The 13,703-nt window shown below is 35.5% G+C and carries 9 protein-coding genes; 5 read left to right on the top strand and 4 right to left on the bottom strand.

Annotated features, from left to right (window positions below; all coding sequences use genetic code 11):
* Nucleotides 1–94: 94 nt before the first annotated feature.
* Together A9G42_RS10285 and A9G42_RS10280 are read left to right on the top strand one after the other, a co-directional pair.
* Nucleotides 95–1,807: a formate--tetrahydrofolate ligase gene (locus A9G42_RS10285; RefSeq protein WP_065587691.1), complete on the top strand. Its 1,713-nt coding sequence runs from the start codon at nt 95–97 to the stop codon at nt 1,805–1,807.
* A complete protein-coding gene (locus tag A9G42_RS10280; RefSeq protein ID WP_065567902.1) occupies nt 1,807–2,226 on the top strand; it encodes an RnfABCDGE type electron transport complex subunit B in 420 nt (139 codons plus the stop codon). Before A9G42_RS10285 ends, A9G42_RS10280 begins: the two co-directional genes overlap by 1 nt.
* A gap of 33 nt (nt 2,227–2,259) precedes the next feature.
* Here A9G42_RS10280 and typA read toward each other — a convergent pair whose 3' ends face one another.
* Nucleotides 2,260–4,086, bottom strand: a complete 1,827-nt coding sequence (typA, locus tag A9G42_RS10275; protein ID WP_065567901.1) for a ribosome-dependent GTPase TypA — start codon at nt 4,084–4,086, stop codon at nt 2,260–2,262.
* 148 nt (nt 4,087–4,234) lie between these two features.
* Nucleotides 4,235–4,774, bottom strand: coding sequence for a menaquinone-dependent protoporphyrinogen IX dehydrogenase (gene hemG, locus A9G42_RS10270; protein WP_065653387.1), 540 nt, complete (start codon nt 4,772–4,774; stop codon nt 4,235–4,237).
* 151 nt (nt 4,775–4,925) lie between these two features.
* Between hemG and glmU the strand changes: the two genes are divergently transcribed.
* Together glmU and glmS are read left to right on the top strand one after the other, a co-directional pair.
* Nucleotides 4,926–6,311: a bifunctional UDP-N-acetylglucosamine diphosphorylase/glucosamine-1-phosphate N-acetyltransferase GlmU gene (gene glmU, locus A9G42_RS10265; RefSeq protein WP_065653373.1), complete on the top strand. Its 1,386-nt coding sequence runs from the start codon at nt 4,926–4,928 to the stop codon at nt 6,309–6,311.
* Nucleotides 6,312–6,314: 3 nt separating this feature from the next.
* Complete coding sequence (gene glmS / locus A9G42_RS10260; protein ID WP_065653372.1) at nt 6,315–8,147, top strand: glutamine--fructose-6-phosphate transaminase (isomerizing); 1,833 nt, start codon at nt 6,315–6,317, stop codon at nt 8,145–8,147.
* 478 nt (nt 8,148–8,625) lie between these two features.
* On the opposite strand, the gene A9G42_RS10255 is transcribed toward glmS, so the two are convergent.
* Both A9G42_RS10255 and A9G42_RS10250 read right to left on the bottom strand, forming a co-directional pair.
* Nucleotides 8,626–9,237, bottom strand: coding sequence for a fused MFS/spermidine synthase (locus tag A9G42_RS10255; protein WP_065588892.1), 612 nt, complete (start codon nt 9,235–9,237; stop codon nt 8,626–8,628).
* 10 nt (nt 9,238–9,247) lie between these two features.
* Nucleotides 9,248–10,780, bottom strand: a complete 1,533-nt coding sequence (locus A9G42_RS10250) for a fused MFS/spermidine synthase (RefSeq protein WP_065653371.1) — start codon at nt 10,778–10,780, stop codon at nt 9,248–9,250.
* A gap of 767 nt (nt 10,781–11,547) precedes the next feature.
* Here A9G42_RS10250 and A9G42_RS10245 point away from each other — a divergent pair.
* Nucleotides 11,548–13,152, top strand: coding sequence for a sulfatase-like hydrolase/transferase (locus tag A9G42_RS10245; RefSeq protein ID WP_065653370.1), 1,605 nt, complete (start codon nt 11,548–11,550; stop codon nt 13,150–13,152).
* Nucleotides 13,153–13,703: the final 551 nt, after the last annotated feature.

Raw genomic sequence — 13,703 nt, 5'->3', positions numbered from 1 at the left:
TAATTGTGACTTGTGCCGAAAATCAATAAAGATAAAATTGTCGCTTTATTCGGCTATTTAAATTCTTTATACTGACATTCCAATTTATTGTTAGATGAGAACGAATATGCCTTTACGCCCAATTACTGAAATCGCTAAACAATGCAACATCCCAGAAGAGTTTGTCCTGCCTTATGGCAAACACGTGGCAAAAATCGATTTATCCATTCTTAAAACCAACCAAAACAAACCTAACGGCAAATTGGTATTAGTTACCGCTATTACGCCAACTCCACTTGGTGAGGGTAAAACGGTGAATACAATCGGGCTAAGTGAGGGACTAAATTACATTGGTAAATCGGCAATTGCTTGTATTCGTCAACCAAGTTTAGGACCTGTATTTGGCGTTAAAGGTGGTGCTGCTGGCGGTGGTCAAGCCGAAGTATTACCTATGGAAACTTTAAATCTGCATTTAACGGGTGATATTCACGCAATCACCGCAGCTCATGATTTGGCATCAGCCGCATTAGATTCGCGCCTTTATCATGAAGAACGCTTGGGCGATGAATTTACCGCACAAACGGGCTTGCCGCGTCTCAATATCGATGTAAATCGTATTGTGTGGAAACGGGTGATGGATCATAATGATCGTGCACTTCGTAAAATTACTGTTGGTGTCGGTGGTGGCGTTAATGGCATTACACGTCAAGATGGCTTTGAGATAACCGCAGCATCAGAACTTATGGCAATTTTAGCATTAGCCTCAGATTTACACGATATGCGTGCGCGCATTGGGCGTATTATTTTAGCTTATAATACTCAAGGCGAAGCAATTACCGCAGAACAACTTGAAGTTGCGGGCGCCATGACAGTATTACTTAAAAATGCGATTAATCCAAACCTGATGCAAACAGTTGAAAATACGCCGGTACTTATTCATGCGGGACCTTTCGCCAATATTGCCCATGGCAACTCCTCTGTCATTGCCGATCGCATTGCTTTGCAACTTGCCGATTATGTCGTAACTGAAGCTGGTTTTGGCTCAGATATGGGCATGGAAAAATTCTTCAATATTAAATATCGCCAAGCGGGTACTAAAGCTTCGTGTGTGGTATTAGTTGCTACCGTACGTAGCTTAAAATCGAACAGTGGTAAATATAATATCAAACCAGGACAAGCAATCCCGAAAGAAATTTCAGAATCAAATATTGAATTACTTGAAATTGGTGCAGCTAATTTAGCGTGGCACATCAACAATGCTAAAAGTTATGGGCTACAAGTGATTGTTGCCATTAACCGTTTTCCACATGATAGCGAAGAAGAGTTGGCATTTTTACAAAAATATGCAATTGAGCATGGTGCATTTGCCTGTGAAGTAAGTGAAGTTTTCACTCAAGGTGGTAAAGGCGCAGAAAAACTAGCTAAGCACGTGATTAAAGCATGTGATACACCAAACGAAATCAAACTACCTTATCCTGACAACATGCCTCTAGTAGATAAAATTCAAACTATGGTGAAAAAGTATGGTGCCAACAAAGCTAATTTATCGGCTACTGCACTTGAAAATATCAAAGAGATCGAAGCACTAAAACTGGACCAGTTGCCTCTTTGTATTGCTAAAACACCAATGTCAATTAGTGCGGATGCAAATCTAAAAAATGTACCTACCGATTTTGATGTCGATATTAGTCACTTAGCGATTTCAGCTGGAGCTGGTTTTATTCGTGTTTATGCTGGAAACGTGATGACCATGCCGGGATTAGGCACTAACCCTGCTTATCGGCAAATCGATATTGACAAAGATGGTAATATAGTAGGTTTAAGTTAATGCAAGAAATGATTATGCAAACTAAACAAGAATATAAAGCGTTTATTGATGAAGAAAACTGTATTGGTTGTGGCAAATGCATTCGTGTTTGCCCAACCGATGCCATTGTCGGCAGCAAGCAAGTATTGCACACCATTTTGCCACAATTATGTACCTCGTGCAGTAATTGTATTAATACCTGTCCAACAGACTGTATTACATTAAGCACACTAGGTACTGCATTGACTGAATCAGAAGAGTTAGTACTAACTCAGAAAAAACAACAACGTTTAAGCCATAACCAACTCGTACCGCCCACAATATTATTTCCTCGCACAATGCCAGTTAATAATACCAATACAATTGCGCCAAAGGATCGCAAACAATCCATTGCTGATGCTATTGCCAGAGTTAAAGCAAAAAAAAACCTCGCTAAATAGCGAGGTTTTCATATTACGGTAAAACTACAACAATTAGTCTTTATTACCACTTCTAAACGCACGTTTGCGATCATTTTCAGTTAAATGACGTTTACGTAGACGAATAGATAATGGCGTTACTTCGACTAATTCATCATCATCAATAAACTCTAATGCTTGTTCTAATGACATTTTAATTGGTGGTGACAATGTAGTTGCTTCATCTGTACCTGATGCTCGCATGTTGGTTAATTTTTTACCGGTTAGACAGTTAACAGTTAAATCGTTTGAGCGAGTATGAATACCAATAATTTGACCTTCATAAACTTCAGCACCATGACCTAGGAATAACTTACCACGGTCTTGCAAACCATAAAGCGCATAAGCCAACGCTTTACCTGTACCGTTTGAAATCATTACACCGTTATTACGTTGACCTATTTCACCTGGGCGCACATCATCATAATGACTAAAGGTAGAATAAAGCAAGCCAGTACCTGATGTCATGGTCATAAATTCCGTTCTAAATCCAATAAGCCCACGGCTTGGAATAACGTAATCTAAACGTACACGGCCTTTACCATCTGGTAACATGTTTGTTAGGTCACCTTTACGTAAGCCAAGAGCTTCCATCACGGATCCTTGATGTTGTTCTTCAATATCAAGAGTAACTTGTTCAAATGGCTCTTGTTTTTTACCATCAATTTCTCTAAAGATAACTTTAGGACGAGAAACCCCTAATTCATAACCTTCGCGACGCATATTTTCAATTAACACTGACAAATGTAATTCACCACGACCAGACACTCTAAATGCATCAGGATCAGGGGTTTCTTCAACGCGCAACGCAACATTATGTACCAGTTCTTTATTTAAACGCTCAAGAATTTGGCGAGAAGTCACATACTTACCTTCTTTACCAGCAAATGGTGAGCTATTAACATTAAAGAACATAGTCACTGTTGGCTCATCAACAGTTAACGCTGGCAGAGCTTCAACGCAACTATTGTCACAAATTGTATCAGAGATACCGAGCTCACCAAGACCTGTTAATGCTATAATATCACCAGCCTCGGCAACTTCAGCTTCATAGCGTTGCAGACCTAAATGACCAAGCACTTGCCCCACTTTACCAGTGCGTTTATTGCCTTCACTATCGACGATAGTCACTTGTTGATTTGGTTTAACACGACCGCGTTTAATACGACCAATACCAATAACACCAACATAGTTGTTATAATCAAGTTGAGAAATTTGCATTTGGAATGGACCGTCTAAATCAACTTTTGGCGGTTCAACATGTTTAACGATCGCTTCAAATAACGGTGTCATATCTTCCGCCATATTTTCATGATCTAAACCGGCTATACCCATTAAAGCTGAAGCATAAACAATAGGGAAATCTAACTGTTCATCAGTCGCCCCCAAGTTAACAAACAGATCAAACACTTGGTCAACAACCCAATCAGGGCGTGCACCAGGACGATCGACTTTATTGATAACCACAATCGGTTTTAAACCATAAGCAAATGCTTTTTGCGTTACAAAGCGTGTTTGTGGCATCGGGCCGTCCATTGCATCAACAAGCAACAATACAGAGTCAACCATTGACATAACACGTTCAACTTCACCACCAAAATCAGCATGCCCAGGGGTGTCAACGATATTAATTCGGTAACCATTCCAATCAATAGCGGTGTTTTTCGCTAAAATGGTAATACCACGCTCTTTTTCAAGAGCATTAGAATCCATAATACGTTCGTTATCGTCACCACGCAGATTATCTAGCGTACCCGACTGTTTTAATAATTTGTCAACCAAAGTTGTTTTACCATGGTCAACGTGAGCAATAATGGCAATATTTCTTAAATTTTCAATCACAATTAAAATTCCAATTAGGAGACATATTCTATAGGCGCGATATTGTACACCTTTTTAACCGAAATGTTGATCTATATCACAAAGTTTATTGAAAAGAGCTTGATAATTTGGTAAACCCAACAAAATATCAATTTTCATGTAAAAAATTTTAGCAAATGGCTACGTTTGAATGTAAAAATTGCTCAGCAAATTTATCTACCTTCTTCCAATCAGTATATTCAATAACTGGTTTTGTTACATCTGTATCGCCTTTTCCTAACCACATAATAAAGCGGATCATATTACGATCAAACCAATTATATTGAGGATAATAAAGTGCACCAGCAAAAACCGCGGTAATAGTTGGCTTCCATGCTATTTTTGCCAGAAATTTTTTGGTATATAAATTGGTTTCTGGGGTATTTTTATTAGGTTTTCTAGCCACCATATTTACCCCAAAAAATCCCGACTTCATCTTATTTAATTGCTGATAATTGTTATCGATAAACGTCTTCATCGCTTTGCTATAAAAACCGTAACGGATCGAACAACCCAATAAAACTGCTTGGTATTGTGTTAAATCGATTTTAGTATCGGATAGCAATTCAATAACATCGCATTCACATTTACCAGAAAGGCGCGATTTTATACGTTGCATAATCTTAAGTGTTTGCTTTTCGTGTGTAGTATAGAGTAATAAAACTTTCATCATGGAACTCATGTATTGCTTCCTTTTTTGTTAAACCCATTGGTAAATATCAATATTACTTTTTTTATGATAAAAATTAAAAGATTGGGGGTGATTTCATTCAAAACTTTGATTATAGTATTAGGCTAATTTAACCTGAACGGAACTGATTATGGCAATTGCACCCCCAAAACTGAATGCGATTATTTTGGCGGCAGGAAAAGGCACACGGATGTATTCCAACCTACCTAAAGTTTTACATAAAATTGGCAATAAGCCGATGTTACAACATGTTATTGACACAGTTCAACAACTTAATACCAATTGCATCAATATTGTTTATGGCCATGGCAAAGTACAGCTTGAAGAGGCTCTTAAAGATCAGCATGTACAACTGATTTACCAAGCAGAACAACTTGGTACAGGCCATGCTGTTCAACAAGCTATCCCTCACATTCAAGATGACGAAGATATCCTAATTTTATATGGCGATACCCCCCTTATATCGACTCAAACACTGGAAACTTTAATTGCTAGCAAACCAAAGCAAGGTATAGCATTATTGACCGTAATCCTTGATGACCCAACGGGGTACGGGCGCATTGAGCGTAGCAACGGTAAAGTTGTTGCCATTGTCGAACAAAAAGATGCCACGCTTGAGCAACAAAAAATTAATGAAATTAATACAGGTATCATGTTTGTTAACGGCAAATTATTGAAAAATTGGCTATCACGGTTAACCAACAATAATGCGCAAAAAGAATTCTACTTAACAGATATTATTGCTTTTGCACACCAAGATGGTTATGAAATATTAACCTCACACCCAGTACAACAATTTGAAGTTGAAGGTGTTAATAATCGCCAACAATTAGCCACATTAGAACGGCAATATCAACACCAACAAGCGCAAAATTTGTTACTAGCTGGCGTGACGCTGCTTGATCCAAACCGTTTTGACTTACGTGGCACACTCTCGCACGGTAAAGATGTCACTATTGATTGTAATGTCATTATTGAAGGCAATGTCACACTAGGTAATAACGTATTTATTGGTGCGGGCTGTATCTTAAAAAATTGCACGATTGATGATAACTCAAACATCAGCCCGTATAGCATTATTGAAGATTCAACTATCGCTAAACAGTGTACTATTGGCCCTTTCGCCCGCCTACGACCTGGCTCACGACTTGACGAACAAGCCCATGTCGGCAATTTTGTTGAATTAAAAAAAGCGCATCTGGGCAAAGCCACCAAAGCTGGGCACTTAAGCTACCTTGGCGATAGCGAAATTGGTAGTAACGTCAACATTGGTGCAGGCACTATCACTTGTAATTATGATGGTGCCAATAAATTTAAAACCATTATTGAAGATGATGTGTTTGTCGGTTCTGACACACAATTGATTGCACCAGTAAAAGTGGGTAAAGGCGCAACCATTGCAGCTGGTACAACCGTTACCAACAATGTCAATGACAATGAATTGGTGGTAAGCCGAGTTAAACAAAAACAGCTTGCAAATTGGAAACGTCCAACGAAATTAATTAACGGGGAATAAACTATGTGTGGAATTGTGGGGGCTATTGCCAAATGTGATGTTGCAGAAATATTACTAGAAGGCCTAAAACGATTAGAATATCGTGGTTATGATTCTGCAGGCCTGGCAATCATTTCACCACAAAGTGTTTTGCAACGTGTTCGCCGTGTTGGTAAAGTGCAAGCATTAAAAGATGCAATAGCACAATATCCAATAAAAGGCTCTATTGGCATTGCACATACTCGGTGGGCAACTCACGGCGAACCAGCCGAACACAATGCACACCCGCATATTTCTGATTTTATTGCTGTTGTACATAATGGCATTATTGAAAATTTTGAATTATTACGCGAAAAACTCATCGCTAAAGGCTATCAATTTTATTCACAAACCGATACTGAAGTTATTGCTCATTTAATTCATGACATCATATCGACAGAAGATTGCTCCTTATTTGAGGCTGTACAAAAAGCGATACCACAGCTACGAGGGGCTTATGGCACAGTAATTATGGACATACGCAATCCTGCTCTGTTAGTGGCCGCCCGTTCAGGCAGCCCTTTAGTTATTGGTTGTGGAGAAGGCGAGAACTTTATCGCATCAGATCAATTGGCGCTATTACCTGTCACTCGTCGGTTTATCTATTTAGAAGAAGGTGATATTGCACTTATCACTCACAATTCAATAACAATCTTAGACAAAAGCCATCATGAAGTAATCCGCCCATATATAGAATCTGATGCAAAATATGATGAGGGTAATAAATCAGGCTATAGTCATTACATGCAAAAAGAGATCTACGAACAACCCAATGCAATTAAAAATACCCTTGAGGGTCGCATGACACATGGTAAAATCGATTTATCAGAACTGGGAGCTGAAGCAAAAAGTATCTTAAGACAAGTTAAACATGTACAAATTGTTGCCTGTGGCACCGCTTATAATGCGGGTATGGTAGCACGTTACTGGTTTGAAGCCTTAGCCGGTATACCGTGTGATGTCGAAATTGCCTCTGAGTTTCGTTATCGTAAACCAGCTCGTCGCAAAAATAGCCTATTTATTACTCTTTCACAATCAGGTGAAACCGCTGACACATTAGCCGCATTGCGGCTAGCCAAAAAAAATAGTTACTTAAGTACTCTTGCTATTTGTAATGTAGCAGCATCCACGCTTGTGCGTGAAGCGGATTTAGTATTATTAACCAAAGCTGGCGTTGAAATTGGCGTTGCATCAACCAAAGCCTTTACAACACAACTCACCGTATTATTATTACTTGTTGCTAAATTAGGACGTTTAAATAATATGGCAGAAAGTACTGAGCAGGCTATTGTGCATGCACTACAAATCTTACCCAATCGCATTGAACAAGTGCTCACGTTTGAATCAAAAATAAAAAAATTAGCTGAGCAATTTGTTGATAAGCATCATGCACTATTTTTAGGCCGTGGTGATGAATACCCAATAGCCATGGAAGCAGCATTAAAACTGAAAGAAATATCTTACCTTCACGCCGAAGCTTATGCCGCTGGCGAACTCAAACACGGCCCATTAGCATTGATTGACTCTGACATGCCGGTGATAGTTATAGCGCCAACTAACGAAATGCTAGAAAAGCTCAAATCCAATATCGAAGAGGTCAAAGCTCGCGGTGGTAAATTGTATGTCTTTGCTGAACAAGGCGCAGGGTTTGTTAGTGATGACACTATGCAGATTCTCAACCTACCCCATATCGAAGAATTCACCGCACCAATCTATTACACTGTGCCCACACAACTGCTAGCGTATCATGTTGCTTTGATCAAAGGTACCGATGTTGATCAGCCTCGAAATTTGGCAAAATCGGTAACAGTGGAATAATCATCATCCCCTTCTAAAATAGACAAATGTCACCTCTATGCTATAAATAAAAATCATAGAAGAACACATTATGATCAAAAAATTCCATACAGAGACCCCAAAAGTGCTTGATTATACTCATCTAATGTAAGTTTTCATTAGATGAAACCACTAACCATTTAATTATAGGTAAATCAACGCGTAACAAAAAGGTTAGGCTAATCAATCCCAACAACACCAAAACGAGAACTAACTAGTGAGTAGCAAAAAATTATCACTCTAGAAAAAGAAATAAAAAAACGGGAAATGACAGATGAAATCTAAAAAACACAGGAATACTTCATCAACAATCCTAATTACGCTACCGTTAACTTTATTGATGATGTATACTTAATAATAAAGCTTCTTAATTAGTTAGCTTTGAGGCAATTGAAAATAAGCGATAATTTTCGCTTATTTTCATCTTTAAATACCTTTATAGCATTTATCGATCTTTCTATCAATCCTTTATCTGTGCTTTATTCAAAAACAGATAAGCAAGTGTGGCAACAACAAAATTACCGAATGCTGCTAATATCGTTACACCGTTAATACCAAAATGGATAAACAAAATAAATCCTGTTAAAAACGCTCCAGCGGCTGCACCAAAAGTATTAATAGCATAAAGATGTCCTGTTGTTTGACCAATGTTTTTCCAAAACTGTGCAATATAAGTGATTAAAATTGGCAATGTTGCTCCCATCAAGAGCGCTGGAACAAGCACCAATAAAAAATTAACAATGGCAACAACAATTAAATTGTAACTAATAAAAATATCACCCACAAATAAAATAAGTGGATAACTAATTATTCCAAATAAACCAATTCCAAATTCACTAAAACAAAAAAGCTGTAGTGCTTTATTTGGGTATTTATCAACAATTCTGCCACCACCAAGAGCTCCTAGGCCAAGTCCTAACATAAATGCCGATACAATAATTGCAACAGAATCAACATCTGAACCAAAAGCAGAATAAAGCACTCGTTGCCAAGCGACTTGATAAGTTAAACCACTCATTCCTGAAATAAAAAATAGCGTACTTAATAGTAATAATTGTTTTTTGCTTAACATAAACAGTTCCTTATTTCTTTTTCGTTGCAAAAAGCCCATACTTGTATTCTGTTATCATGTTGTTATCAGTAATAACTTCTGTGTCTCGCCCTAAATTATAAAGCTTTTCAACTTCCTCTAAGTTTAATAGTTTTGTCTCTAATGTTTTTTTGTAAGCACCATTTTCCAATTGTTTGGATTCTTCATTAAACAACGGGGTTCTATCTAAAACTAACTTATCAAGACGAATTTTAGCCACATTTTCATCAATTTTAATTATTGAATCAGAAGTATAGATAAAGCCCAATGTGCCCCAATAAGCATGCTTAAATACCGATTGTGCTGTTTTTAATGTATCAAGTGAACGGGTACTGTTAAATGCCAAAATACCATTAGGATTTAATGAATGTTGCAGTATTTTCATCATTTCTTGCGATAATAAATTAGTTATACCTGAACGCCAATGGTAAGTCGTGTTCATAATGATTAAATCATATTTTTTATCACTATTGCGTTTAAGCCAACGTCGCCCATCATCAATATAAATATTTATCTTTGGATCATCTAATACTGGTGAAACAATAGGATATTGTTTAATAATATCTAAATAACCTTTATTAATTTCAATAGCATCAATGTTTTCTAATGTAGGAAAACTGGACAATGCCCGAGTCCATGCACCAGCGCTCACACCTATAACCAGAGCTGATTTAGGATTTGGATGGACAGCTGCTAATAAGTAAAGGCGATTTAAGTCATTGACATCATCATTTGGATCCTTATTTATCATACCATCATACATATAATTGCCTAATACAATATTTTTCCTTCCGTCGTTATCATCATTGACTATATGAATTACCCCGTAGCGATTTTCAACATAAGAATTGATAGATATGCCTTTTTCGAAAATATTTCTAAAAATAGAATCAGTGTGTTTATCCACTAAACAAAAGCAAATGCTACCAAGTACAGCAACAGCAATAACAGAAACGGCTGATTTTTTAATAATCATCAAAATACCTAATAAAATACAAACGATACCAATGAGAATAAACATTGATGAAATGGACACATAATCAAGGAAAATACCACCAATTAATAAACTACCAAGTGTTGAACCAATAATATTAAAAAAATAAACTTTAGAAACCGATGCCCCTACCTTGCCATTAGCAATATTCGTACCTAAATGGTGTACGATTGGAAATAATATTGCCTTTAAAGCTGCAACAACCAATATCAAAATACAAAATATAACTAAACGCAATAGGATATTATGTGGTTGATTTATATTTTGAATAATAAATGGAATTAATATATCAAGAACACCAGCGAAGATTAAAACTCGCCCTCCAGTTAACAATAGATTAGGAGAATATTTACAAACAATCTTCCCTCTCTGTGCCCCCAAAGCAATGCCTAATAGAAAAAAAACCAATACAATTGCAAAAGCATAAGGCGCGCCTCCCAAATTAAAGCTAACTATTCTAAACCATAGCATTTCTTGCCCTAAGCTCATAAGTCCAACTAAAAGCGAAATGCCCCAAGCAAAATATTTCATATCAATGTTACCTCCCAACACTCCTTGAGTTTAATATTTAGTCAAATATTACTATTTATTTTTAATCATCTTCAGAAGAATTTTGCACTTAATTATTAAGCATTCAAATTAACCACAAATTGAATGATTATCATACCCTAAATTGATCAGTTTTGCTAATGCTAGGTATTCCTTAATATTTTTGTAATTTGAAACTAACACACCAGCCCATTTTCACCACTAATTGTCACGTTGATTAATTCTGAAGCTATTAATCTTTAAACATAACCAAATATCACTTTTATGGTATAAATAACAATCATAAAACAATACATTATGGTTAAATTTAGTGCAGGAATTTGGAAGTATGAGCTATAGTGCAACAGAAAGAGCAATAAATCGAGCATTATAAAAATTCTGCCAGAAAGCATATTGATTTTTCATTCTACAAAATAAACTTAACCAAAGTATAAACAACGCTGAAAATTGTTGGGATAGTATGATCACTAAAAGTTTTTTCAATATGTTAGAAGCACACTTTATTTATGATCGTAATTAAAAAATTAAGAAAATACAAAAATAAAACACTATTTGAATATATTACAATCTATTATAAACTAGCCTTTTCGATATTTGGTTAATGTTCGGATCTCGTTAGAGCAATATGGAAAAAAATATTACCTTAATAACATAACACATTTATAGAATGTGAACACTTTTTGATAAGATTAAGTACAATCATTTACTTGCTATATTAATTAATAATAAAAAGAAATAAGAGATAAATTATGAAAACATGTAAAGTTATAAAAAATAATCAATGGCTAATTTTATTGCTAGTTTACACTGTTCTTAGTGCTATTTGGGCTTATATCGTTATAACAAAATCCGATATTCTGTTTAATAAATCTGTTTTTAAAAATCTACTATTTTATATAGACTGGGTAACAACATTATGTTTTATTGTACTTGTGCATATAGGTGTTTATAATCGCCATTATTTTATTGTTGGGATTAGCACACTATTTCTATTCCTGTTCTTATCCGAAATTAGTTATTTCATTTATTATGGAGAAATAATATCAGTAGGTATACTTGATTCTATTGTCGAAAGTAATGCTAATGAAGCATTATCAATGTCTAAACAAGTTTTAATCATAATAGGCCCCGCATTTATTGCAACTGCTCTTATTTTATTTATTTTTAGAAAAATAATTACTGTTAAACTTAGACCCACTATTCCTTTATCTTTTTGTATAATCAGTTTGTCTGTTATGGTATGTGCTATAACGCGAGACCAATCTCTAAATCGTGAAGCTCAACGAGGTTACTATAAAAATAATGCAGTATTATTTCGTCATACATACCCTGCTGCTGTAGGTAACTTATCCTATCTTTTAGCTAGTTTTGCATCAACAAACATCTATTCTAGTACAAATGAGATTGAAAAATTTAATGAAGCTATTCTTTTACCACCCAATAAAACCGATAACGACTTAGTAGTATTAATTATGGGAGAATCCTCATTAGTATCTCGATACAGCACCTATGGTTACCATAAACAAACAGCGCCTTTTATGACCAATATTTTTAGTCAAAATGGTGCTTGTATTATTCAAAATAGTCACTCAGCTGCCGCTTTTACAAAGGACTCTTTACCATTAACACTTTCATTTAATATTCCAGAAAGTGATGATAATTTATTTAATAATAAGTCAATTATTGAAATGGCTAAATTCAATCATTACAAAACCTATTGGCTAGCCTCACCTGGCCAGGGGATTAAAGATTCATTTGAAACTAAATTTGGTTTTATTGCGCGTAAGAGCGATGTTGTCGCTTTTGGTAAAGATATGCATGATATTTATTTAAGTCAGCTATTAGAGGAAACGCTTCAGCAAGACAATTCACCGAAAAAATTCATTTTCGTACATTTACGAGGAAGTCATCAACCTTATGAAAATTATGATGAAATTGATAAGCAAGCTTTACCTGATGCTGAAAAATATGATCTGACCATCCATCACACGGATCGTACAGTGAAAGCGTTGTACGATGTTATTAACAAATACAGCCATAATTATACCTTAATTTATACCTCGGATCATGGCGAAATCGTTAATGTTGGGCATGGTGTAAGCAGCACAAATGTTGACCAATTTTTAATTCCGTTTATGTTTATATCAACAAATGATCGCTATAACTGTCAATTTATAGAGTCATTTCGAAGTCCAACAGGTTATTTAAGCGGATTGATGAATAAATATATTTTATCTAATCTTTTGGGATACGATGTTGATCAAACTATTTTGAATAAAGAAAAAAATAATGATCGTGTTTTTATGCCTGATGGCAGCGTTATGCCCTTTTTAAAAATTTCTAATAATGATTGATTTTTGCTATAACTTTTTTTGAAAAAGAAATAGCAATATCTACTATAAATTTTGTAGTATTGCGACTTTTTTTCTTATTAGTTATTAGTAATCAATGCGATAATAAAGTAAAGTTCTAATCTTTCTAAGCTCTAACATTAATGTTGGTTTGAATTGAACAAGTTAAGCCAACATTTTTTATGTATAATTAATAGGGCAAGAAACGTTTGGTCATATGTCATTCCCACCTCCTACTGTGCAATAAATAATCATGCATCCAACCACATAATAATTATAATTTGAATAGCGCAATCTAATATCACACTGTAATAAGCCTAAAGTGGCAAGAGACCGTTTTATTAGTTAATTTCAACGAACTTTTTGTGGTATTAATGCCAATCATAAAATGATCTTAATACACAAACACCTCTTATATTCTATCCAATTTGATGATAAAAACTAATTTATAACAACTCGAATGTTCTAAACACGCAGTATTCGCAATTAGCCATTTTATTTAATAACAGATTTTACTAATAACAGAAAAAGTGTGATTTAAATCACAAAAAATA

Origin of the sequence: Gilliamella sp. Nev6-6, from assembly GCF_001690605.1 — a bacterium.
GTDB classification, from domain to species: Bacteria; Pseudomonadota; Gammaproteobacteria; order Enterobacterales; family Orbaceae; genus Gilliamella; species Gilliamella apicola_C.
This window is presented reverse-complemented; position numbering and strand designations above follow the sequence as displayed.